General features: G+C 46.9%; 22 protein-coding genes and 1 pseudogene. 21 read left to right on the top strand and 2 right to left on the bottom strand.

Features of this window, described 5'->3' with window-relative positions; genetic code table 11:
- The first annotated feature begins 92 nt into the window (after positions 1–92).
- The 6 genes from NSQ19_RS12250 to NSQ19_RS12230 all read left to right on the top strand — a co-directional run bounded on the left by NSQ19_RS12250 (position 93) and on the right by NSQ19_RS12230 (position 7563).
- Positions 93–500, top strand: a complete 408-nt coding sequence (locus NSQ19_RS12250) for a hypothetical protein (protein ID WP_161655352.1) — start codon at positions 93–95, stop codon at positions 498–500.
- A gap of 161 nt (positions 501–661) precedes the next feature.
- The gene (locus tag NSQ19_RS15785; RefSeq protein ID WP_080612102.1) at positions 662–739 is read left to right on the top strand and encodes a potassium-transporting ATPase subunit F; all 78 of its coding nucleotides are present in this window, start codon (positions 662–664) and stop codon (positions 737–739) included.
- Positions 740–771: 32 nt separating this feature from the next.
- Complete coding sequence (kdpA, locus tag NSQ19_RS12245) at positions 772–2454, top strand: potassium-transporting ATPase subunit KdpA (RefSeq protein ID WP_340702916.1); 1683 nt, start codon at positions 772–774, stop codon at positions 2452–2454.
- Between the two features lie 13 nt (positions 2455–2467).
- Positions 2468–4498 carry a potassium-transporting ATPase subunit KdpB gene (gene kdpB, locus NSQ19_RS12240; protein WP_328192571.1) on the top strand — a complete coding sequence of 677 codons (2031 nt, stop codon included), beginning with the start codon at positions 2468–2470 and terminating at the stop codon, positions 4496–4498.
- Positions 4499–4530: 32 nt separating this feature from the next.
- On the top strand, positions 4531–5139 hold the full coding sequence (gene kdpC / locus NSQ19_RS12235) for a potassium-transporting ATPase subunit KdpC (protein ID WP_328192572.1): 609 nt from the start codon (positions 4531–4533) through the stop codon (positions 5137–5139).
- Between the two features lie 87 nt (positions 5140–5226).
- On the top strand, positions 5227–7563 hold the full coding sequence (locus NSQ19_RS12230; RefSeq protein ID WP_340702915.1) for a histidine kinase: 2337 nt from the start codon (positions 5227–5229) through the stop codon (positions 7561–7563).
- 285 nt (positions 7564–7848) lie between these two features.
- On the opposite strand, the gene NSQ19_RS12225 is transcribed toward NSQ19_RS12230, so the two are convergent.
- Positions 7849–9011 (bottom strand): IS3 family transposase gene (locus tag NSQ19_RS12225; protein ID WP_406601754.1). Its coding sequence is split into 2 segments (ribosomal slippage): positions 7849–8768 and positions 8768–9011, totalling 1164 coding nucleotides; the frame shifts between segments, so codons are not numbered across the junction.
- A 92-nt stretch (positions 9012–9103) separates the two neighbouring features.
- Here NSQ19_RS12225 and NSQ19_RS12220 point away from each other — a divergent pair.
- From NSQ19_RS12220 to NSQ19_RS12180, 9 genes and pseudogenes are all read left to right on the top strand, one after another.
- Positions 9104–9808: an alpha/beta fold hydrolase gene (locus tag NSQ19_RS12220; RefSeq protein WP_340702914.1), complete on the top strand. Its 705-nt coding sequence runs from the start codon at positions 9104–9106 to the stop codon at positions 9806–9808.
- Positions 9809–9825: 17 nt separating this feature from the next.
- Positions 9826–9960, top strand: a pseudogene (locus NSQ19_RS12215) (zinc ribbon domain-containing protein); the annotation flags it as partial.
- Positions 9961–10063: 103 nt separating this feature from the next.
- On the top strand, positions 10064–10276 hold the full coding sequence (locus NSQ19_RS12210) for a LysE family transporter (protein WP_328192496.1): 213 nt from the start codon (positions 10064–10066) through the stop codon (positions 10274–10276).
- Between the two features lie 190 nt (positions 10277–10466).
- Positions 10467–11462, top strand: a complete 996-nt coding sequence (locus NSQ19_RS12205; protein WP_207368612.1) for a tRNA dihydrouridine synthase — start codon at positions 10467–10469, stop codon at positions 11460–11462.
- Positions 11463–11782: 320 nt separating this feature from the next.
- Positions 11783–11989 (top strand): zinc ribbon domain-containing protein, encoded by a 207-nt coding sequence (locus NSQ19_RS12200; RefSeq protein WP_061565006.1) that lies wholly within the window; start codon positions 11783–11785, stop codon positions 11987–11989.
- Positions 11990–12009: 20 nt separating this feature from the next.
- The gene (locus tag NSQ19_RS12195; protein WP_207368610.1) at positions 12010–12513 is read left to right on the top strand and encodes a kinase; all 504 of its coding nucleotides are present in this window, start codon (positions 12010–12012) and stop codon (positions 12511–12513) included.
- Positions 12514–12588: 75 nt separating this feature from the next.
- On the top strand, positions 12589–13083 hold the full coding sequence (locus NSQ19_RS12190; RefSeq protein ID WP_026104894.1) for a PH domain-containing protein: 495 nt from the start codon (positions 12589–12591) through the stop codon (positions 13081–13083).
- Positions 13080–14546 (top strand): PH domain-containing protein, encoded by a 1467-nt coding sequence (locus NSQ19_RS12185; RefSeq protein ID WP_340702913.1) that lies wholly within the window; start codon positions 13080–13082, stop codon positions 14544–14546. The genes NSQ19_RS12190 and NSQ19_RS12185 overlap by 4 nt, the downstream gene beginning before the upstream one ends.
- Positions 14547–14618: 72 nt before the next feature.
- Positions 14619–15101 (top strand): DUF456 domain-containing protein, encoded by a 483-nt coding sequence (locus NSQ19_RS12180; protein ID WP_017554820.1) that lies wholly within the window; start codon positions 14619–14621, stop codon positions 15099–15101.
- Between the two features lie 72 nt (positions 15102–15173).
- On the opposite strand, the gene NSQ19_RS12175 is transcribed toward NSQ19_RS12180, so the two are convergent.
- Complete coding sequence (locus NSQ19_RS12175) at positions 15174–16586, bottom strand: L-cystine transporter (protein WP_340702912.1); 1413 nt, start codon at positions 16584–16586, stop codon at positions 15174–15176.
- Positions 16587–16727: 141 nt separating this feature from the next.
- On the opposite strand from NSQ19_RS12175, the gene NSQ19_RS12170 reads away from it, so the two are divergent.
- The 6 genes from NSQ19_RS12170 to NSQ19_RS12145 all read left to right on the top strand — a co-directional run bounded on the left by NSQ19_RS12170 (position 16728) and on the right by NSQ19_RS12145 (position 22785).
- Positions 16728–17090 (top strand): hypothetical protein, encoded by a 363-nt coding sequence (locus tag NSQ19_RS12170; RefSeq protein ID WP_061565001.1) that lies wholly within the window; start codon positions 16728–16730, stop codon positions 17088–17090.
- Between the two features lie 243 nt (positions 17091–17333).
- Complete coding sequence (locus NSQ19_RS12165; protein ID WP_061565000.1) at positions 17334–17816, top strand: DUF2975 domain-containing protein; 483 nt, start codon at positions 17334–17336, stop codon at positions 17814–17816.
- Positions 17817–17826: 10 nt separating this feature from the next.
- Positions 17827–18042 carry a helix-turn-helix domain-containing protein gene (locus NSQ19_RS12160; protein WP_017554817.1) on the top strand — a complete coding sequence of 72 codons (216 nt, stop codon included), beginning with the start codon at positions 17827–17829 and terminating at the stop codon, positions 18040–18042.
- Positions 18043–18044: 2 nt separating this feature from the next.
- On the top strand, positions 18045–18887 hold the full coding sequence (locus NSQ19_RS12155) for a DUF817 domain-containing protein (protein WP_340702911.1): 843 nt from the start codon (positions 18045–18047) through the stop codon (positions 18885–18887).
- A 232-nt stretch (positions 18888–19119) separates the two neighbouring features.
- Complete coding sequence (locus NSQ19_RS12150; RefSeq protein WP_340702910.1) at positions 19120–20811, top strand: methyl-accepting chemotaxis protein; 1692 nt, start codon at positions 19120–19122, stop codon at positions 20809–20811.
- Positions 20812–21294: 483 nt separating this feature from the next.
- Complete coding sequence (locus NSQ19_RS12145) at positions 21295–22785, top strand: TIGR02677 family protein (protein ID WP_340702909.1); 1491 nt, start codon at positions 21295–21297, stop codon at positions 22783–22785.
- The last annotated feature ends 72 nt before the right edge of the window (positions 22786–22857 follow it).

The following is a 22857-nucleotide window of genomic DNA, read 5'->3' as shown; positions in this document are numbered from 1 at the left end:
ACGGTGTTTTTTCGTGCCTAAGAAGCTGACGAAGAGTTCCTCTTCCGAAAGCTTCTTTTTTGTTGCCTGTACCAGGATGGAGGAGATTGGCTATGGAAGCTCAAGATGAGTTTGTACTCGTCTCTGCGCCCAACAAAACCGGGGAGCAGTTTATTAAAGCGTTGCGAATCAAAGAAATACCTTATGCAGCGATTACCAATAATGAAACAGAGAAGTCGAGATTGACACATTTGGGCGTCAAGCACATCTTAATGGTCGATACTGTAGACCGGGAAACCTGGCTCATTCCAGAGTTACCGGTAGGGAAGGTGTACTTGTTTGAGTCAAGTTTGCCCTTGATTTGCCGATACATTCAGATCTGCCGATCCTGGACAGGCAAGCCGATCTATATCATCACCGGCAGCAACAATGCAAGACTCATCTACAAAGGACTTGGCGCTAGCTATGTCATTTACACCCGCAGCGATGATGTTTCGTTTCTGCTTGATAACGAAAGCTGAATCCATATCAGGCAAACGTACCGGTTACATGCTTGAAGGGAGGGATGATCATTCATGATGGATATCGCAATGATTTTAACACTAGGTGGCGTATATGGATTGTTTTGCTTATTTTTAGCTTGGTGCGGACGAGTTGTAGGTGAATCGGGGGGAGAACGCTCATGATAATAGTTGCTGTTTTTACGGTTTTGATTTTTTTATATCTCGTTTTTGCTTTGGTGAATCCCGAAAAATTTTAATATGATCTGTATATGTTTGAGGAGGGCATGAAATGGCCATTTTGCAACTGGTAGCGGTCATTGTGATTTTAGTTTTTTTGGTCAAACCTTTGGGGGCATACATCTTTCATGTATTTTCCAATGAACCCAACCGGACCGACAAAATATTCGGACCGATTGAAAGGTTGATCTACGGACTGACCGGTTTGAAAAACCGCGCTGAAATGAGCTGGAAACGATACACGCTCAGCTTGATATTGACCAACGTTATTTTGGTGGCGGTCAGTTATTTGATTTTACGCATCCAGAAATGGCTGCCGATCAACCCGAACGGCATCGATAACATGGAGTCAACGCTTTCTTTCAATACGGTCATCAGCTTCATGACGAATACGAACTTGCAGCACTATAGCGGCGAAACGGGTCTGTCCTATTTTTCGCAAATGGCTGTTATTATGATGATGATGTTTACATCAGCGGCATCCGGCATCGTCGTAGCGATCGCGTTCATTCGCGGTTTGACAAGCAAAGGGAAAACGCTCGGCAACTTCTTCACCGATTTTGTCAAAGCGCACACCCGTTTGCTTATCCCGATGGCGATCATCGTGACATTGGCACTAGTTGCGTTGAAAGTGCCGCAAACGCTTAGTCCGACCGTTCAAGCGACTACGCTTGAAGGCGGGACGCAGCAAATCGCGATCGGTCCGGTAGCTTCCCTCGAATCGATCAAGCACTTGGGAACGAACGGGGGGGGATTTATGGGCGCCAATTCATCGCACCCGTTTGAGAATCCGAATCCGCTAACCAATGTTATCGAGATATTGTCCATGTGGTGCATTCCGGCCGCGCTGACGTATACGTTCGGCAGATTCGCGCGAAATCAAAAACAGGGCTGGGTGATCTTCAGCGCGATGCTCATCTTGTTTGTCTCCTTCCTGTCCATCGTTTATACATCGGAACTGCGAGGGAACCCAGCGCTGAATGCGCTCGGAATCGACGCTTCGCAAGGCAACATGGAGGGCAAGGAAGTTCGGTTCGGTATAGCGCAGTCGGCTTTGTTTACAACGGTTACGACTGCGGCTACAACAGGTTCGGTCAATAACATGCACGATACGTTGACGCCGCTGGGCGGTCTCGTCCCGCTGGCGCAAATGATGCTGAACTGTGTGTTTGGTGGCGACGGCGTCGGTTTGGTCAACATGCTTATGTACGCAATATTGGGTGTCTTCCTTTGCGGATTGATGGTCGGCCGCACGCCGGAATTTATGGGGCGCAAAATTGAAGCTCGTGAAATGAAACTGGTTGCCATCGCGATTCTCGCTCACCCGCTTATTATTCTTGCGCCTACGGCCATTGCCTTTTTGACGGACTTGGGGAAAGGGGCCATCAGCAATCCCGGCTTCCACGGCATATCTGAGGTGCTTTATGAGTATACGTCTTCCGCCGCGAACAACGGTTCCGGCTTCGAAGGTTTGGCTGACAACACAACGTTCTGGAACGTTTCTACGGGACTTGTCATGCTGTTCGGACGGTACGTTTCCATTGTGGCATTGCTCGGCGTAGCCGGTTCTCTGGCGGCGAAACAATGGGTTCCGGAAACGATCGGAACGTTCCGCACGGACACCAAATTGTTTACGGGTATTCTCGTCGGTATCGTACTGATTATCGGAGCTTTGACCTTTTTGCCCGCCCTTGCTCTCGGTCCGATCGCAGAACATTTGACGCTCCTGAAATAGAAGAGGTGAGATCATGAATACGAAACGAAGAAGCATGTTGTCCGGAGAGATTGTCAAAAAGGCGATCTTGGACAGCTTTATCAAATTAAATCCGGTTGTCATGATGAAAAATCCGGTCATGTTTGTCGTCGAAGCAGGAACGTTCGTCGTGTTGTTAATGACGTTGTTTCCGGGCTACTTCGGTACCGAAGGACGAGTTGGATTTAATCTGGCGGTTTTTCTAATTTTGCTATTTACCGTGCTGTTCGCCAACTTCGCCGAGGCATTGGCTGAGGGCAGAGGAAAAGCGCAGGCCGACACTCTCAAGAAGACGAAAAAAGAAATCATGGCCAATAAAGTGACCGGCAACAGCGTGAAGGTGGTTCCGTCCACGGAACTGCGCAAAGGCGATGTTGTAATTGTCTCGCAAGGGGAGATGATTCCGGGTGACGGGGAGGTCATTGATGGGCTCGCTTCCGTGGACGAGTCAGCCATTACCGGCGAATCCGCTCCTGTCATCAAAGAAGCAGGCGGCGATTTCAGTTCGGTAACCGGCGGCACGCGGGTCGTTAGCGACCGGATAACCGTACGGATTACAAGCGACCCTGGCGAATCGTTCATCGATCGGATGATCGCATTGGTCGAAGGCGCAAAGAGACAAAAAACGCCAAACGAAATCGCGCTGAATACCCTGCTTGTCAGCCTGACCCTGATTTTCCTGATCGTTGTGGTGACATTGGCGCCGATGGCCGATTATCTTGGAATCAAATTGGAGATTCCCGTTCTGATTTCGCTGCTGGTATGTCTCATTCCAACAACGATCGGCGGTTTATTATCCGCAATCGGTATTGCCGGGATGGACCGAGTAACCCGTTTCAATGTACTGGCCATGTCAGGGAAAGCGGTGGAAGCGGCAGGCGACATCGATACGATGATTTTGGACAAAACAGGTACAATCACGTTTGGGAACCGGATGGCCAGCGAGTTCATCGCGGTTGGGGATACGACCGTAGAGACGGTAGCCGAATGGGCAGCCGTCAGTTCAGTGAAGGATGAAACACCCGAAGGCCGATCCGTACTCGAACTCATGAAAAAAGAAGGGTATACGTATCCAACGAATGCGGCTGAAGGTGCGGAATTCATAGAATTTAAAGCGGAAACTCGCATGAGCGGTATCGATTTGCCGAATGGACGAAAAGTTCGCAAAGGCGCGGTTGACGCAGTCAAGGCTTGGGTCAGTGCACAAGGAGGGGTTATTCCCACCGATTTGGAACAAAAAGGGAACGCGATCGCATCGGAGGGCGGAACGCCGCTCGCCGTTGCCGTCGACAATCGAATTTACGGACTCATTTATTTGAAGGATACGGTGAAGCCCGGCATGCGGGAGCGTTTCGATCAGTTGCGAAAGATGGGAATCAAAACGATCATGTGTACAGGAGACAACCCGTTGACAGCAGCGACAATCGCACGAGAGGCCGGGGTGGATGACTTTATCGCCGAGAGCAAGCCGGAAGACAAAATTGCCGTGATCAAGCGGGAACAGGCGGCCGGTAAGCTGGTAGCCATGACCGGAGATGGAACGAACGATGCCCCGGCACTCGCGCAGGCGGATGTAGGACTTGCGATGAACAGCGGCACGACGGCAGCCAAGGAAGCGGCCAACATGGTCGATCTTGACTCCGATCCGTCGAAGATCATTGAAGTCGTAGCGATCGGCAAGCAACTGCTAATGACGCGCGGCGCTCTGACCACCTTCAGCGTGGCGAACGACATCGCCAAATATTTTGCCATTATCCCGGCCATGTTCATGCAGGCGATTCCGGAAATGAACGTATTGAATGTAATGGGACTCGGATCACCAATGTCGGCCATTTTGTCGGCGCTTGTGTTTAATGCGATCATTATCCCGTTGCTTATTCCGTTGGCCATAAAGGGCGTTGCCTACAAACCGATGAGTTCCGCCCAATTGCTCAGCCGGAACCTGCTTATTTATGGATTGGGCGGTGTCATCGCGCCGTTCGTCGGGATTAAATTGATCGACATGGTCGTTCACTTATGGGTGTAGTTAAAACGGAATACAGAGAGGATTGAAATGGAATGAATCATTCAGAGCAGCATGTTCAGGGACTTTCCCGCGGATCTTACTTGTTTTCCATGATTCGGCTCAGTTTGTTGTTCATATTGCTATGCGGAATTGTGTATCCGCTCGTTTGCACCGGCATCGCGCAACTTTTGATGTCAGATCAGGCTAACGGCAGTTTGATCAAAAGCAGCAGCGGAGAAATCATCGGTTCCGAATTAATCGGGCAAAACTTTACCGATCCAAAATATTTTCAAGGCCGGGTCTCCAGCATTGAATACAAAGCGGAAGCCTCCGGTTCCAACAATTACGGGCCATCGAACCCGGACTTGCTGAAAAGGACGGAAGAATCCGTTAAAGCGTGGAAGGCAAACAATCCGGACGTTCCTGTTAGCCAATTGCCGATTGCCTTAATCACGAACTCCGGTTCAGGGCTGGATCCCGATATTACGCCAGAATCCGCCTACGTGCAAATTCCGCGTATCAGCAAGTTGACCGGTTTGTCTTCGAGCGAGCTCAAGAAACTGGTACAAGAACATACCGAAGGACGGGATTTGGGGATTTTCGGGGAACCAAGAGTCAATGTGTTGAAATTGAACATCGCGCTGCGCGAACTTATGAAATAGTTAAATATCATCTGCGAGCCCTGCCTATGGCCAAATAGGCGGGGTTATCGCATTTTAGTAAAGAGCTTGCGCAAGGGGGGAACAAGAGTGGGAAGTTTTCGCAGGAAGACGCCGGAAGAAATCCTGTACTCCATTTCCAAGCTACACCGTGGTCGGCTCAAAATCTATATCGGCGCGGTCAGCGGTTCGGGTAAAACGTACCACATGCTTCAGGAAGGTCAGCATTTGAAGCAGCAGGGAATCGATGTCGTCATTTGTGCGGTTTCGACAAGACAGCGGCCGGAAACGGTGGAGCAACTCGGAGACTTGGAACGTGTACCCAGCATTCACTGGATCAAGGATGGAATGGAGCGTAAGGACTTGAACCTCGAGGCGCTGGTCAAACGCAATCCGGAAGTGGTATTAGTTGACGGGCTTGCCCATCGCAATCGGGAAGGAGCACAGTTTCCGACACGTCTGGATGACATCCAATTTTTGCTGAATCATGGCATCAGCGTAATCACAACCGTCAACGTGTACGAACTCGACGGCGCGACGGAACTGGCGAGAAAATGGACCGGTGTCGTGGTGGAGGAAACCGTCCCGGCAAACACATTGGAGATGGCGGATGAAGTCCAATTGATCGACGTATCGCCGGAAACGATACTGAAACGGCTGGAGGAGGGGCATGTCAACGGTGACTCCTCGCCCATGTTGTTTGAGCGAAGCAACATCGGAAAATTACGGGAGCTGGCTTTGCGGCTAGTGGCGGAAGATGTGAACGATTCCCACGAAAAATACCGCATGGAGCAAGGTTTAACCGGGCCTTCCGGAGTAGCGGAACGCATTCTCGTCTCGGCGCAATACCATTGGAACGGATCCATTCATGTCCGCCGCGGCCAACAAATTGCCAAACGCTTGGGTGGAGATTTGATGATCGTCACATTTGTCCATCCGAAAAAAATGCTGTCTCGCGAAGAAACTGCATTTAAGCGTTCCCTCTTGAAATTGGCCGATAAAATAGGAGCTAAATTCGAAGAACTCACCTTGGCAAGTAGACGGAAGCTTCCCGGCATGTTGGCTCGTTACGCAACCTTGCATCAGGTAACGAGAATTGTACTCGGCCATTCCAAGCTAAATCGCTGGCAGGAGCTGTGGCGGGGATCGATTACAAACGGCATCCTTAAAAAATCGAGACATACGGATATCTACTTCGTTGCGGATCGTGCTGAAAACGAAGGAGAGCGGATACTGCCGACCAAAATGCTGACGGAAGGTCGGTCGGATGATCGCTACCGCAGGCTAAGCGATCAGGAAGTGGAGCGAAAAATAGGGGAAATCCGGAGAGGACGATTCAAGGTGCTCATCGGCGCCGCCCCCGGGGTCGGGAAAACGTATGCGATGCTTCGCGAGGGGAACGATTTGCAGAAGAAAGGCATTGACGTCGTCATCGGACTTCTCGAAACGCATGGACGAAAAGAAACGTTAGCGCAAGTCGGTTCGCTGCAAACGATCCCGCGGGCGAAGTTGGAGTATCGTGGAGCGAATCTGGAAGAACTGGACGTCCAGTCCATCATTCGCCGCAATCCGGAAGTCGTACTCGTGGATGAACTGGCACATACGAACGTGCCCGGCAGTAAAAACAAAAAAAGATTCGAAGATATTATAGACATTTTGAACGCAGGCATTTCCGTTATTTCGACGATGAACGTACAGCATTTGGAAAGTTTGAACGATGCGGTTGAACAGATTACCGGCGTGCGAGTTCGGGAAACCCTCCCCGACCACGTGTTGCGCATGGCCGATGAAGTCGAGCTCATTGATGTCGATCCAAAAACGCTGCAGCAACGAATGCGGGAAGGAAAAATCTATGCGCTAGATAAAGTGGATCAGGCCTTGAATCATTTCTTCCGAACGGGCAATTTGATTGCTTTGCGTGAATTGGCGCTACGGGAAATCGCTGACGATGTGGACGAACGATTGGAAGCCTGGGAAAGAAACGATTCGCTTCGCGGACCTTGGAGAAAGCAGGAGACGGTCTTCGTCGGGGTAACATTAAGCACCAATGCTGAGCGCTTAATCAGGCGGGGGTTTCGAATTGCTTATCGTTTGAAGGCTGACTGGGTTGTAACGTATGTTCACGATCATGCTGAGGTTGCTGATGAGTTGAAAAAACGCATCAAAGTGCTGGAAGACTTGACAGCGCGGTTGGGCGGTAAGTTTATGATGCTGTTTGCCCGGAGCCGAAGGCAGATTCCATACCTTTTGCTGAATAAAGCCAACGATATCCAAAGTACGCAGATGATTGTCGGGCAATCGAAGCGGACCTTGTGGGAAAAAATATGGAAACGATCCGTAATCAGGCCGATTCTGCGTTATGGACGCCATATGGATGTGTTGGTGATTGCGGATATTGAGGCTTGCTATTATCAAGATGAAGGGTAACATAGCTTATCGTCTCATGAAAAATAATTACGTTTTAGCAGATAGTTAATGGAAAAAAGTTAATAGATGTGGATTTAAGTCAATATTTTGGACACCAATAAGTGAAATTTAATTTTGATCTCATGCCATATTTTTCATGACATCGCTGGTCGCTTGACATGGAGCCTCTGCGGGCGTGGTGTTATGCGAAGGGCGAAAGGGGCAATGATTTCTTTCGCATGGCAAACAAGCCTGCCACACCCGCCACTCCATGTAAAGCGGATGCTTGTAAAATTGTGAAGAGCACTACGCTGCCCCTTTGATACTGTCTTCTGTCTCTTGTGGCGTCATATAGCCCAAGCAGCTATGAATCCGTTTCCGATTGTACCAGCCTTCTATAAATTCGAATAAGGCTCTTTTGGCAGCTTGAAAGTTCAAATAGTTGACTCTGTAGATCTCTTCCTTTTTCAGAATTGCATGGAAAGACTCAATGCAGGCGTTATCGTATGGGCAACCTTTTTTACTGAAGGAGTGTTTGAACTGCTTCTTTTCCATGTATTCTGCAAATTTCTCGCTTGTATACTGGGATCCCAAATCAGAATGCAAGATCAATCCCGGACCTGGACGTTGTGCCTGATAAGCGTTTTCTACTGCCTTTAAAGCCAGTTCAGTCGTCATGTGGCGGTCAAAAGCGTAACCGACAATCTTTCTGGAATGTAAATCCATTACGGAAGCCAGGTAGCACCAACCGTCTCTCAAAGTATGAATGTACGTAATATCCGTAACCCATTTCTCGTTGATGGTTGTCGTTGAGAAGTCCTGGTTCAGCAGGTTATCGTGTTCTTCCATCTTGCCCTTATTGGAATGGGGACGGTACTTTTTTCTGATAATGGAATAAATGCCTGCAGCCTTCATCAAACGCTGAACCCGTTTCAGGCTGACTTTGAGCCCTTCTTTTTCAAGCATATGGCGGATCTTCGGCGCTCCGTACCTCTGCTTGCTTTCCGTATGGATTTTTCGTATTCTGTCTGTCAACTCCCGGTTTTCCCGTTTTGTTTTTGACTCTTTTTTTTGTTTGGATTGATAGTAGGTACTTCTCGGCACGCCAAGGACCGTACACATGGTTTTAAGGTCATAATGGTGTTTGGCTCTTATCTCGTCAATCATGGATATAACAGTGGTTTGATCTACTTCTTTGCGAATATGGCCATAGCTTTTTTTAAGATTTCGTTTTCCTCTTTCAGCCGGTGCAATTCTTTTTGCAGGTTCAGAAATTCTTCCGGGGTAAAAGAGCTCCCGTCATCCAGCTTAACCGGTTTTTGTTTTCTGATCCATTTGTAGATTGTCGTTTCAGACAGGCCATATTCGCTGCAGATCTGTTTTACTGGTGTTCCAGTTTGATAAAGCTCAACCACCATTTCTTTAAATTCAGCATGATAACTTTTACGTTTTTCGCTTGTGTTACCCATATCAGGACACATCCCTTCGTTAATATTATATTTCACTAAAGGGTGTCCATGAAACTATACTAGCATCAGATGTTAACGAAAAGGAGTTGGGAATGTTGCCACTTTGGAAAGTGAATGGAACTTCGCTATATTATGAAGTTTGTGGTCAAGGAACATCCCTCGTCTTTATTCATAGTCTTGGACTAACACATGAAATGTTTGAAATTCAAAAAAATTATTTTAAACAATCGTATCAAACTGTGTTCCTTGATCTGAGAGGAAACGGACAGTCTGGAAATTTGAAAGTTCCGGTTGGAAGAGTTATAGAAACCCAGTGTGAGGATCTAAGTCTCCTCCTGGGGTATTTGGGAATTAAAAAAGCTGTAATTGTTGGCGTTTCCTATGGTGGAATCATTGCTCAGAAATTCTCGAATTTGTATCCAAACCAAGTAAGCGCAATCGTGATTTCAGACTGCTTGAGTATAAATGTCAGGACAACTATGCTTGGCAAATTCGTCTCCATGATCGATCTCATCAGTTCGCTCTCGTATTATTTGCCAGGTGAATTCTTTTTACGCTCGATGAAGATCACTTATTATAAGTGGGACTTGGCTTATCGTGCAATTCGAAAAGGAATGCTGCAAAAAAGATCTGGAGAATGGTATAAACAGCGTCTGGCGGTCAAGGGGATTGATTTCACCCCGTTCTTGCCGCAAATTAAAGTGCCCGCGCTTTGTATTGCGGGGGACCATTCCTATCCAGTTATCAGGCAAATGAATGAAACTGCAATATTATATTTCACTAAAGGGTGTCCATGAAACTATACTAGCATCAATGTTGCGGCAAGGAAAAAGAAATGCCATTATCTGAACGTGTATATAAATGTTCTTGCGGCTTTGTATTAGATCGCGATCACAATTCAGCAATCAATATCAAAAATGAAGGTATACGCTTATTAGCGTTATCATAAGTAACAAAACTTTTGGAACAAGAGGGTTAGCTCGGTCAATTTTCTGTCATTAGACGGGATTACCCGAGAAGCCCCCACTTCAATCAGACCGTAAGGTTGATAAGTGGAGGGTAGTTCACACTATGCAGGAGCGGAAAAAGCGGCTTTCTCTATTGCCTGTATGCTTGTTTCGTGGATCTGGTTCACAGGATTGGCGATTGCGGGAAGAGGGATTGGGAGATTAGGCCAGTCAGGGAGATTTTTACGCTTCATAAACAAAGTTTCTGCAGTCATCATGTGGGGGATGGCGGTTTATATTGTTCAATCATTGGTTTAAGGCGGCGTTGCTGTAAAACGGCATGGTTTTTTCCATCCCCAGGTGTGGCTTTCACGATCGCCCGCTTTGATTTGACAACATTCAAAATAATATCCCGTTTGATAAAAAGGACCGAGCCATGTTATAAGTGTAAAAGAGGTTAAAATTTTTTTGTGTTGGACGTTTGGCCCGGTACCAGACAGGGGAGGTTATGATTTTTATTATGAAAGAAAATTTTTGGCGTGATTTACCACGGCCATTTTTTATACTGGCACCCATGGAAGATGTGACAGATGTTGTTTTTCGCCATGTTGTAAGTAAAGCGGGCAGGCCGGATGTGTTTTTTACAGAGTTTACAAACACGGAAAGTTATTGCCACCCCGAGGGGAACCAAAGTGTGCGCGGCCGCTTGGCGTTTACCGAGGATGAGCAGCCGATTGTGGCCCATATATGGGGGGACAAGCCCGAATATTTCCGGCAAATGAGTATGGGCATGGCAAAGCTCGGGTTCAGCGGTGTTGATATCAATATGGGCTGCCCTGTGCCGAATGTGGCAACAAAAGGGAAGGGAAGCGGTCTGATCCGCCGTCCGGATGTTGCTGCTGAACTCATACAAGCCGCAAAAGCAGGCGGACTGCCTGTGAGTGTAAAGACGAGGCTTGGTTACACGTATGTGGATGAATGGCTGGACTGGCTTACGCACATATTGAAACAGGACATCGTGAACCTTTCCATCCATTTGCGTACAAGAAAGGAAATGAGCAAAGTGGACGCCCACTGGGAACTCATTCCGGAGATCAAAAAACTGCGTGATGAGGTGGCGCCGGATACCCTTTTGACCATTAATGGGGATATCCCTGACCGTCAAACCGGCCTTAGATTAGCCCGCCAGTACGGTGTCGACGGGATTATGATCGGGCGCGGCATTTTTAAAAATCCGTTTGCTTTTGAAAAAGAGCCGAAAGAGCACAGCAGCAAGGAATTGCTTGATCTTTTAAGACTGCATCTGGATCTCTTTGACAAATATTCAACAGAACTGGAGCCGCGCCCGTTTCCACCGCTTCGCCGCTTTTTTAAGATCTATGTCAAAGGCTTCCGGGGAGCGAGCGAGTTGCGAAACCAACTAATGAGCACAGATTCAACAGATGAAGTGCGCACCTTGCTTGATCACTTTGAAACAAAACAGATGGAGGGGGAAACGGTATAGCATTCCCCCTGAATACCCCCGATACAAAAACAGCCCGGTTTTTATATCTTTTTCATCGCAATAGATGCGCGGCTGTGCCAAACGGCAGGAAAGCCCCGTAGGCCAATACACCCGGCTCTTTCCATCTGCCGCGGCACCCGCACCGGCATATGATTCAGCCGTTGAAACGGCTCCCGCAGAAAAGAAACCCATCGTTCCGGGTTTTCAGCCGTTTTGGCGGATCAGAAATCCCCGCTGCCCCTTATGCAGTTGAAATGCCTGAAACTTTTTCTGCTGCCGCCCGTATAAAAAAGTAACAATGATGAGGAGGGGAAATCGCCATGCCTGAAAAAGGGTGCGTGAAGTGCGGGTCTAAGCATGCGGGGAAAAAAGAAGTGGCAATGACGGGAACAGGTCTGTCAAAATTATTTGATGTCCAGAACAACACGTTCATTGTCGTGTATTGCAAAAACTGCGGTTATTCGGAGTTCTATCATAAACAAACTTCCACCGCCTCTAATATTCTGGACTTATTCTTCGGGGGCTAAATCCGGGGAGGTGCTTATAATTGGAAACGAAGCTGATTATCATACGGGGAAACTCCGGAAGCGGAAAAACAACGATCGCCAAAAGGCTTCAAAGCCATTTGGGGCCGGGAACGCTTCTTGTCTCACAAGATACTGTCCGGCGTGAAATGTTAAAGGTGCCGGACAAAGAAGGAAACCTCTCTGTTGAGCTCATTCGCCAAATTGCGGAATATGGCAAAGGAAAATGCAGATTTGTGATTGTCGAAGGCATTTTAAACAAAAACCGTTACGGGGAAATGTTGTCCCGTTTAATGAAATTCTACCATCCAAAGGCGTATATTTATTATTTTCGCTTAACGTTTTGGGAAACAGTCAGACGCCATAATATGCGTTTGAAAAAAACGGAATTCGGGGAAGAAGCTTTGCGTACCTGGTGGAATCCGAGAGACGAACTGGGGGTAAAGGGTGAAACCATGTTAACAAATGATATGTCACAGGATGAAATCATAAAACTGATGGCCTATCAACTGGAAAATGATCTTTGATCCGGTATGAGCAATACGAATTTTTGTCTTGCCGGTATGAAGTGAAATGAAGAAAACATGTTTAAAGGTGATGGAATGTATTCAGATATAAATGAACCTCGACAAACATTATCCAAAGATGCAATAAAGGTTTGGATCATACGTGAGACGCTGGAGGCCGGAGCAGGGGTTGTGGTTCTCGCCGTGTTGCTTTATCTCGACCATCGCTTTGCCTGGCCGGCATGGATCGGCTGGATATTATACGGTTTACTCGTGTTGGATATAGGCAGTATGATCTGGTCATGGATAAGTTCGTATTTTCGCTATAAAAATTGGCGTTACGATGTGAACGAAGAATTTTTACAAATGAAATTGGGTGTGCTGAACGAAAAACATTCTTTGGTTCCGATGACCAAAATCCAATCGGTTGCAACCGAACAAGGCCCCATTTTAAAGAAATACAGGCTCTGTTCCGTGACTGTGGACACCATGGGGACGTCCCATACCATTCCGGCTCTGCCTAAAGAGGAGGCCATTGCGTTAAGAAACCGAATTGCGCGTTATGCAAAAATCAGGGAGGTGGAGTCGTGAAGAAAAAACGGTACCATCCCCTTTTGATCTTGTTTCGTATCGGTGATTTTGTAAAAAGCTATTTCATCCTTTTCATTATCTTATTTATCGTAAATGCCGGTTCCCGTTCTCCCGTGCTTACATATGGCAGATATTTGTTTTTGCTCTTTTTTGCAATCGTGATGGTATACCATTTTTTGAAATGGTACACACATAAATATGCACTGGATGAAAGCGCCTTTCATCTGTATAGAGGCATATTCAACAAAACAGAACGAACGATTCCTTTTTCGAAAATCCAAAACATTAACCGCCATACATCCTTTTTTCACCGGATTTTTCATGTCACCTCTGTCAGCTTTGAAACCGGTATCTCCGGGGATGAAGCGGCCGTGTTATTTGAAGTGATTACCCGGAAAGAAGCGGAAAGAATCATTGACATCGTACAGAATGATAAGCGTAAAACGTTTGAACCGGATGCGGAAGAAAAGGAAAAGGAACGGGTGGTCCATTTTAAACCGACGAGAAAAGATACGTTAAAAGCAAGTTTTACATCTTTAAGCCCGCTTGCCGTCATCCCTGTATTTTTTTCTTTTTATTCGAATGTGGACGATATTGTTGATATTGATAAAAAGGCGAGAGGGATGCTCTCTTATATAATCAGTTCCTGGTGGATTGTATCGGGTATTGTTCTTTTTGTGGCCCTTATTGCGGTGATTTTCGGCATGGCACGGACCTTTTTGAAGTATGGGAAATATGAAATCTCCTCTGATGATGAGCGGATTTATATTACCAAAGGGGTAATTGAAGAAACGTCTTTTTTTATCGAAAAGCATAAAGTGCAGGCTGTTGAAGTGGAACAGTCTTTGTTGAAACGGCTGCTCGGGCTGGCGGAAGTAAAGCTGACGAGTGCAGGAAGGCTTGACTTTGAAGGGGAGAAACTTGAATTAAACTCGCTGTATCCTTTTTTGCCGGTTAAAAGGGCGTACGAAATCATAAACGAGATATTGCCGGACTATGAAGTGGCACAGGAGATGAGGCAGCTTCCCAAGAAATCTTTATGGGTCCGGCTGCTTGCCCCGAGCTGGATTTGGATCATCGCCACAGTCGTGTTATATTTTTGGAAGCCAGAAATTTTCGGCTTGCGTGTTCCGTGGTGGCTTTTGTCCGCTTTTCTGTTCGTATCGATACTGGTCGCAAGATGGATCGGTTATTTACATACGAAATATGTATTGAATGACCGTTTTATTCAGTTACAATCGGGCATTTTTACGACTTCTTTGTTCCTTTCCAAGCGGGAAAAAGTGATTGAAGTGCGCGTTTCCCGGAACTTTTTTCAAAAATGGCTGGGCCTTGCCTCCATTGAAACGATGAATCGTGCAAAACCGATTCAATTTAACGGGGTAAAGGATGTCCCCATCGAATTTGCCTGGATGTTTTACAAATGGTATATGGGGCGGGGAAAGGAAGTTAAAGTGGAATGACTGTTTTGGCCTTCATATGATCACGGTTTTCATGCAGTCCCGGCACATGCCGGGAGTAGAGGAGGGATCTGATTGACGTTTATCCTTTGGACGGCCATTGTGATTTTATTCATCTTAAGTTTTGCAGGCATCATCTATCCTGTCATTCCATCTATTGTGATGCTGTGGGCCGGATTTGCAGTCTATCAGTTTTTCATTAATCCGCATGCATTGTCTGTCTGGTTTTGGATCAGCATGGTCATCTTAAGCATTGTCCTTATTGCGGCGGATATCATTGCAAACGGATATTTTGTAAAAAAATACGGCGGGTCCAAAATATCTGAAAGGGTTGCTGCGGTTGCAACGATTGTTGGCTCTTTTGTCATTCCGCCTTTTGGAATTATCCTTGTTCCGTTTGTTTGTGTATGTATAACGGAGATCCTGATGACGAAAAATCCCGTCCAGGCTGTAAAAGTGGGCGTTGCCACGATCATTGGGTTTCTTAACAGCAGTATCGCCAAAGCATTCATACAGATCGTCATGATCGTTTGGTTTGGTTTAGCCGTTTCTTTTTAACGGATTTTCGGTTTCTTTTACGGCAGCCGGTTGCATAATAGAAAAAAGCCCCGTTAACGGAGCTTTTTTCTATTATGCTTCAAGAAGATCGGCATCTTCCTGTTGATATATTTTTTTATCCATTTCGCCGGTAATTTTGCCGGTTAAAATACCGGCAGTCATGGCGCCGCTGACATTTAATGCCGTCCGGCCCATGTCAATCAATGGTTCAACAGAGATCAGAAGGCCGACAATCGCGATCGGCAGGTTGAGCACTGACAATACAATCAGCGATGCGAAAGTGGCACCCCCGCCGACACCCGCAACGCCGAATGAGCTGACAACGACAACAAGGATCAGCGTAATAATGAAAGACGGGCTTGCCGGGTTGATGCCGGCAGAAGGGGCAACCATAATGGCCAGCATTGCCGGATAAATGCCGGCGCAACCGTTTTGCCCGATGGACAGGCCAAAGGAAGCCGAAAAATTGGCGATCCCTTCTGAAATGCCGAAACGTTTTGTTTGTGTTTCAATGTTGAGCGGCAGCGTGCCAGCACTGGAACGGGAAGTAAAGGCAAAGGTGAGTGCCGGCAGCGCCTTTTGCACATATCGTACCGGGCTCAATTTTGCCAGGCTGATAAGCAGCAAATGAACCAGGAACATGACGATAATCGCTGTGTAAGAAGCCAGCACAAACTTTGCCAGTTTGACAATGGCGCCATAGTCGCTTGAGGCTGTGACTTTGGTGATCAATGCAAGTACGCCATATGGTGTTAATCTTAAAATAAGGGTAACCACCCGCATCACGATCGTATACAAAGTATCAACAATTTTTGCAAAATGTTCCGCCTGATCAGGTTGTTTGCGTTTTACCCCGAGATAGGCCATCCCCAATATGGCGGAGAAAATCACCACCGCGATTGTGGAAGTCGGGCGTGCGCCGGTTAAATCTGCAAACGGGTTATTCGGCAGAAAGGAAACGATTTGTTGCGGAATGGTCATGTCTTTTACGCTGGCGACGCTTGTTTTCAGTTCCGCATTCCGTGCGGCTTCAGCCGCACCCTGCGTTAAGTGGATGCCATCCAGCCCGTAAAGAAGCGCGGATCCGATTCCGAGCGCAGCGGCAATCGCAGTCGTGCCAAGTAAAAACGCGAGTACAAGAAAGCTGATTTTTCCTATGTTTTTGGTTAATTTCAGCCTCGTAAACGCCGCTAAAATGGAAATGGAGACAAGCGGCATGACGACCATCTGCAACAGCGAAACATAACCGCTGCCGACAATATTAAGCCAGTCGATCGTATGGTTGGTCACATACGACGCCGTGCCGTACAAGAAATGCAGGATAATGCCGAAAACGATGCCAATGCCCAATGCCGAGAAAACGCGTTTTGAAAACGAAACATGTTTTCTTTGCATGGCATACAAACCGGCCAAAAGGATCATGAAGACGGCCAGATTGATGATAATGTATAAAATGTCCAACTTTTCCCCTCCTTTTGTTAACATTTTTCATCTTAATCATCTTATTCCGATATGTCAAGTGAGGTATTTGGCGGCGGAATTTTATCTCCCATTGGGTACTTGTCCGTTTCAATCTGTTCTTTTCTTTCATTTAATATATTGAAAAAAGAATGGGAGGTGAAGAGTTTGGAAAAACGGCGGAAAAAGACACCAGTCGTCCCTTGGATGCACGATCATCATGACGATGGGAGAGCGGACAATACCAATGCAGGAAACAGCGCTGTACAGCCTGAAGACCGTTACGATCATACCGGCAATGTAAGCAGCACCGGCAATCAATCCAATCGTACCAGCAACACGGTATTTTGCGAACCGCGGTATGTTTATAAGGACACTTATGTTGAAAGAAACGTCACTTATGTGCACCCCATCATCCAGGTAAACAGGAAACATGTTGTAAACGTTCCGCGCCATGTTTATCAAAGATATGAACAGAACATTACAGTAGATCCGGGTATTCCGGATGAATGCGATCGTTGTGATGAGTAATGAAAAGAAACGCCCCGATTAAAACCGGGAACTTTTAAGCCGGATCCAATGGTTTCCGGCTTTCTTTTTTTTCAAACACGATGAAGCGGCGGGCCGTTTACCGGGGGTACTGCGGTAATACCGGTAAAGGAATGAGACATTGAATTAGGATAAAAATACATTGAAATATAATAACAATTTATTGTAAAACGATAAATCATGTGCTAAAATCAAAACGACAATTCATCAGTGAGGTGTTTTTTTATGAAACGGGGATCTACGCTCTTTTTAAGGCTGGCGGTCATTTTGATTGGCATCCCGATTCTTGCTTTGTGCATCTTTGTGGTGCCGGAGATTGGAAAACTGGCAGCCCGCCTGGTTCCGGATTTTGCTTTTATGGAATTTCTCGTGCTGCTTGTGATGTACGGGGCGGCACTCCCTTTTTACTTTGCATTGTACCAGGCTTTCATACTCTTGGGTTTGATAGACAAAAACACTGCTTTTTCGGCAAATTCCGTAACAGCTCTGAAAAAAATTAAATCCTGTGCCGCAGCGATCGGCCTGTTGTACGTGGCAGGCAGCCCGCTTTTTTATCTTATGGCGGATAGAGATGATGCCCCGGGGATTCTCGCCATTTGTTTTTTCATTATTTTTGCATCAGCGGTCATCACCGTCTTTGCCGCTGTGCTTGAGAGGCTTTTGCAGGAAGCAATCGAAATGAAAAATGAAAATGATTTAACGGTCTGAGGTGGAAAATATGGCGATCATCATCAATATTGATGTCATGCTGGCAAAAAGGAAAATGAGTGTGACGGAACTTTCGGAGCGGGTCGGCATTACCATGGCCAATCTGTCGATATTGAAAAACGGGAAAGCAAAGGCGATCCGATTATCCACTTTGGACGCGATATGCAAGGCGTTGGAATGCCAGCCCGGCGATATTTTGGAATACCGGGGAACAGAGGAGGAGTGACCATGGAGGCAACCGTTCAAAAGCATATTCAGAAAAAAACGGCAAGGCTGCGAATGAAGCGGGTGCTCATCCAACTCCTCTCATTTGCCCGGGAGCAGGCCCTGTCCTGCCTGTTTCCTGTTGTGATTTTTGCGTCTTTGGCGCTGACAAAAATCGTGCCGCTCCCATTTTTGCCACGGTATGACTGGCTGCTCATCATTTGCCTTTTCATGCAATGGTGGATGGTGCATTCCCGGCTTGAAACAGTGGACGAATTAAGGGTTATTACATTGTTCCACCTGATTGGGCTTGCACTGGAAATTTTTAAAATTCATATGGGTTCCTGGTCTTATCCGGAAAAAGGGTATGTGAAAATTTTGGGTGTGCCATTGTACAGCGGCTTCATGTATGCGAGCGTCGCAAGTTACATTTGCCAGGCGTGGCGGAGGCTTGAAGTTGGGCTCGTGAAATGGCCGCCGTTTCTTGCCGTTTTTCCGCTTGCTGCCGCTATTTACTTGAATTTCTTTACCCACCATTTTTGGATCGACATTCGCTGGTGGCTTTCCGCGCTTGTTCTCGTTGTTTTTTGGAAATCCCGGGTTACATACATGGTAAACGGCACCCGCTACAGCATGCCGGTTGCCCTCTCGTTTGTACTGATCGGATTTTTCATTTGGATCGCTGAAAATATCGCAACGTTTTTTGGCGCCTGGCAATATCCGGATCAGGCCGGCACCTGGAGCCCTGTCCATTTCGGCAAAGTAAGCTCCTGGCTCTTGCTTGTGATTGTCAGCTTTTTGATCGTGGCGGTATTGAAGCAGGTAAAAGGAAATATGCCGGGCGGGAAAAAAGGCGGGGGTGGTTGAAAAAAATTGATGCAAAAATCTTCATTCTATTTTCAAAGTGTCTCTAAACGGATTTCAGGGACGTTTTTTTCCTGGATTGCCGGCTGTGCTTAAAACATACAAATGCAAGCATGACATCTTTTAGCCTTTACCAAAATTGTTAAATTTGTGGTTTCCATCCATCTCTAAAAACCATCGCTTCTGCCGATATAAATATAGAAAGTAAAATAAAGGCAGAAAAGAGGTAGAGAACTTGCATTTAACCGTGTCCCGCAAATTATTTTTAGTATTTGGATCCATCTTGTCACTCTTGATTATTGTCTCAGCCGGCGCTTATATTGGCTTAAACAAGCTGGACAGCACGTATGCCAAGCTGGTCGATATCCAAACGAAAAACCTGGATTCCGCCAAAAATATAAAGATCAGTGTGAGGGAACAGTCAGCCGCAGTACGGGGGTATTTGCTGACCGGCGAACCGGCTTATTTAGATGACTATAAAGAGGCAACAAACAACTATAAAGCCCAAAGCAAAGCATTGCTGCGCCACTTGACCGACCCGTCAAACATCAGCAATGTAAAAGAGCAGCAAGCATTATTTAATCAGTACACTGCGATCTTAGATGAGGAAATTGCCTATAAACAAAATGGGCAGGAGAAAAAGGCATTGCAGCTTGTATCTACTTCCGGGCGGCAAATAGGCAAGGAACTGGGCGACCAAACTGATGCGCTTGTGAAAGGGATCAACCACGTGCTGGATGTTGAAAAGCAAAAAACTGAAAAAACCGTTCACTTCCTTATTTTGCTGATCAGCGGCATCTCGGCTGTTTCCATTTTGGCCGGAATCGTGCTGCTCCTGCTGCTGAGCCGGGCAATCTCAAGGCCGGTACGGGTTGTCTCCGAAGCCATCAAAAACATTGCGGAAGGCCGTTTGAATATAGAAAAAGTGCATGTGAAAAATAAGGACGAGCTGGGGCAAATGGCCGGCTTATTAAATGAAATGATTGCAGATTTAAGAAAGATCATCAGCCAGGTCAGCGAAGCTTCCGAACAGGTTTCAGCCAGCAGCCAGGAGCTGGCGGCGAGTGTCGAACAAAGCAACCAGGCTTCTGAACATATTGCCGAGGTCACCCAGGAGGCAGCTGAAAAGACGGATCACGAAATGGTCCAAATCCAGCAAGTAACAGCAACCGTAGGACAAATGTCGCTGGAATTGCACAAAATCGCCGGAAACAGCGAAGACATGAAAAAAGCGGTTGAAATTGCAAATACGCTGACAAAAGAAGGGGACAGAGCCGTTTCAAATGTTCAAAACCAAATGAATCATATCGAAAAGACAGTTGCCAATGCCTCTGACATTATCCGCAGCCTGGAGAAAAGATCCGAGGAAATCAGCCGGATCATGGGAATTATTACGTCCATTGCAGAGCAGACGAATTTGCTGGCTTTAAACGCAACGATTGAAGCGGCAAGAGCCGGGGAACATGGCCAGGGATTTGCGGTGGTGGCAAATGAAGTCAGGAAGTTGGCGGAAGAGTCTAAAAACTCTGCGGATGAAATACGGACGATGGTTTCCAATATCCAAACGGAAATGGCACATGCAGTCAAAGCGATGGAAGAAGGCCATCATCAGGTCAATACAGGGCTGAAAGAATCTTCGGATGCAGGCGCTGCATTTATCAAAATCTCTGAATCGATGAGCAATGTGTTGGGAAAAGTGCAGGAAGTGGCAGCTTCGGTTGAGTCATTGGATGACCAGGGCGCCCAAATCACAAAAACGCTGGAAGAACTGGCGGTTATTTCCAATAAGACCGCTGAAGCCAACCAGGAAAGCAGTGCAGCAACCGAGGAGCAGCTGGCAACGATGGAAGAAATCTCGTCCCTCTCTAACGCGCTTGCCCATTTGGCCCAGGACCTGCAAGATGGCATCCAGCATTTTAAATTGTAATTATCCGGACCGCGCCGATCGAACGGCTTTAAAAGGGCAAAAGCCGGCAACCTTTCTGCGGCAAAGGGGCAACTTCTTCTGAAGCAAAATCAAAAAAATTACATCAAAAGCCTGCACGCCGCAAGAACTTGAGGGAAAGTTATCCAGAGATGTGGAAAGAATGGTGTATAAACATGTGAATTTCACCAGCCATAAAATCCAGAAGAAAGGGTGGACATGGTATCATTCTTTTTTCAGTATGATGGGCAAATTTTTCATTTGCAGGCTCATCATTGCGGTGGTGAGGAAAATCAACAGGGGAAAGGTGTCTGTAACCTAAAAGGCTGCCGAAATTTTACCGGCAGCCTTTGCTGTTCCCGCATAAAAAGTACATGTGCACGAAAGGCTCAGCCCGCTCCAAACCTGCAAAAACATATTTTCCATGTCAAAATTCCTGCAAATCTTATACAATAGAAGTAATACGACCAAAACGTGGTGAAACGAATGGACCAGATCATGAAGAAAGTTGTCGAAGCGAGTTATCTGACGGCGGATTCTGCTGCCCAGTACCGCGTGATTTTGCGCTTCTTTTACAGGCAGCATGAAAGGATGCGCGACTTTATTTCGCCGGAGGAAGTGCTCGAATATTTGCGCTCGCTCCCGGCTTTTCACGATTATGAAGAAGAACAGCTGCACCAGCAGTTGGCCCAGCTGGTAAAATGGAATAACCTGGTTGCCCGCCAGGATATGACAAATGCCAAAACCATCGAAGAATATAAGAAAAAAAGATTCCGCTACCAGTGTACGCCTTACACAGTGGAAATCGAGCGGATGCTGATCCAGCTTGAAAAACTGGGGGACCAGTTCCAGGGATCGCTCGAACGTTCGCAATTTGACCGTCTGCTCGCCTCTTTGGCAAAACTGGAAGAAGAACTGAAACAGCCGTTGGACAAACCTGCAGCCCACTACATGCACATTTGGGATGACATTTTTCACTTTTTCGGGACCATCCGGACAAATACAGCGGATTACATAGCCTATATCAATAGCGAAAAGACATCACAACGGATGCAGACGGAAGCCTTTCTCGTATATAAAAACCAATTCACGGCTTATTTGCGTGATTTTATCGTCTCGTTGCAAAAAACATCGCTGCAAATCCGGGAAAGGTTGCGGGAACTGGATACGCATATATTGGCGCCGCTTTTTGAAAAACTCGTGGAACACAGGCGCCAAATTCCCCGCTTGGAAGATACGGCTGCTTCCGCACAAGAATGGCTGGAAGAATTCCGGGAATACTGGGAGTCTTTGCGGCGGTGGTTTCTTGGGACCAGCTCCTCCCAAAGTGAACTGGAAATGCTGCAGATGCAGACAAATGAAATGATCCGGAGGATGGCCCGTTATGTTCAGCGGATCAGTGAACGCCAGCAACATTTCCGGAGCCGGAAAAAAGATTATTTGCACCTTTCCAAATGGTTTGCCGGGTGCCATAGTTTGGAAGAGGCCCATCAATTGTCATCCGTCGTGTTCGGGACGATGACGGTACGGCATTTGCACCTGGAGGAGGCGACAACGGACAATCTTCATGCCGAGACATGGGAAGAACAGCCGGAGATGCGGGAAATCAAGCCGCGAACGAACCGGTACCGCGAGAAAACAAAGCCAGGCGCTTTCCGTTCTAACCATGAGCAGAAAGAAAAGCAGCGGCTCGCCTATTTAAAAGAGCGCGAACAGGAAAAGCAGCTGATTGAAAAATATATGAAAAACGGGGAGATTCGCCTTGCTGAAATCGGGATAGTGGAGCCGTTTGTCCGGAAAGTGCTGCTCGGCTGGATCGGAAAATCGATGGCAGCGAAAAACCATGAAGTAAAAACGGATTACGGGATGTCCGTAAAAGTTGTGATTGACCCGGATCGGATCATCACACTGGATGCAGAAGACGGGAAACTGATCATGCCGGATGCTGTATTTGAATTATCGGGAGGCGAACGCTGATGGATACGGCACATGTTTTGGCTGAAAAGAGGATAGCCCGGTTTATCCGCGGCGAACTGATGGGCACGGGGA

It is taken from the genome of Weizmannia sp. FSL W8-1119 (assembly GCF_038008605.1).
Classification (GTDB): Bacteria; Bacillota; Bacilli; order Bacillales; family Bacillaceae_C; genus Weizmannia; species Weizmannia coagulans.
Note: the sequence above shows the minus strand (reverse complement) of the source record. Positions and strands in the feature narration are given on the sequence as shown.

Coding starts and splice junctions, on each gene's coding strand:
- NSQ19_RS12190 (WP_026104894.1), top strand. CDS start 12,589: ATGTATTCAGATATAAATGAACCTCGACAAACATTATCCAAAGATGCA.
- NSQ19_RS12200 (WP_061565006.1), top strand. CDS start 11,783: ATGCCTGAAAAAGGGTGCGTGAAGTGCGGGTCTAAGCATGCGGGGAAA.
- NSQ19_RS12250 (WP_161655352.1), top strand. CDS start 93: ATGGAAGCTCAAGATGAGTTTGTACTCGTCTCTGCGCCCAACAAAACC.
- kdpB (WP_328192571.1), top strand. CDS start 2,468: ATGAATACGAAACGAAGAAGCATGTTGTCCGGAGAGATTGTCAAAAAG.
- NSQ19_RS12145 (WP_340702909.1), top strand. CDS start 21,295: ATGGACCAGATCATGAAGAAAGTTGTCGAAGCGAGTTATCTGACGGCG.
- kdpC (WP_328192572.1), top strand. CDS start 4,531: ATGAATCATTCAGAGCAGCATGTTCAGGGACTTTCCCGCGGATCTTAC.
- NSQ19_RS12160 (WP_017554817.1), top strand. CDS start 17,827: ATGGCGATCATCATCAATATTGATGTCATGCTGGCAAAAAGGAAAATG.
- NSQ19_RS12155 (WP_340702911.1), top strand. CDS start 18,045: ATGGAGGCAACCGTTCAAAAGCATATTCAGAAAAAAACGGCAAGGCTG.
- NSQ19_RS12165 (WP_061565000.1), top strand. CDS start 17,334: ATGAAACGGGGATCTACGCTCTTTTTAAGGCTGGCGGTCATTTTGATT.
- kdpA (WP_340702916.1), top strand. CDS start 772: ATGGCCATTTTGCAACTGGTAGCGGTCATTGTGATTTTAGTTTTTTTG.
- NSQ19_RS12175 (WP_340702912.1), bottom strand. CDS start 16,586: ATGTTAACAAAAGGAGGGGAAAAGTTGGACATTTTATACATTATCATC.
- NSQ19_RS15785 (WP_080612102.1), top strand. CDS start 662: ATGATAATAGTTGCTGTTTTTACGGTTTTGATTTTTTTATATCTCGTT.
- NSQ19_RS12205 (WP_207368612.1), top strand. CDS start 10,467: ATGATTTTTATTATGAAAGAAAATTTTTGGCGTGATTTACCACGGCCA.
- NSQ19_RS12220 (WP_340702914.1), top strand. CDS start 9,104: ATGTTGCCACTTTGGAAAGTGAATGGAACTTCGCTATATTATGAAGTT.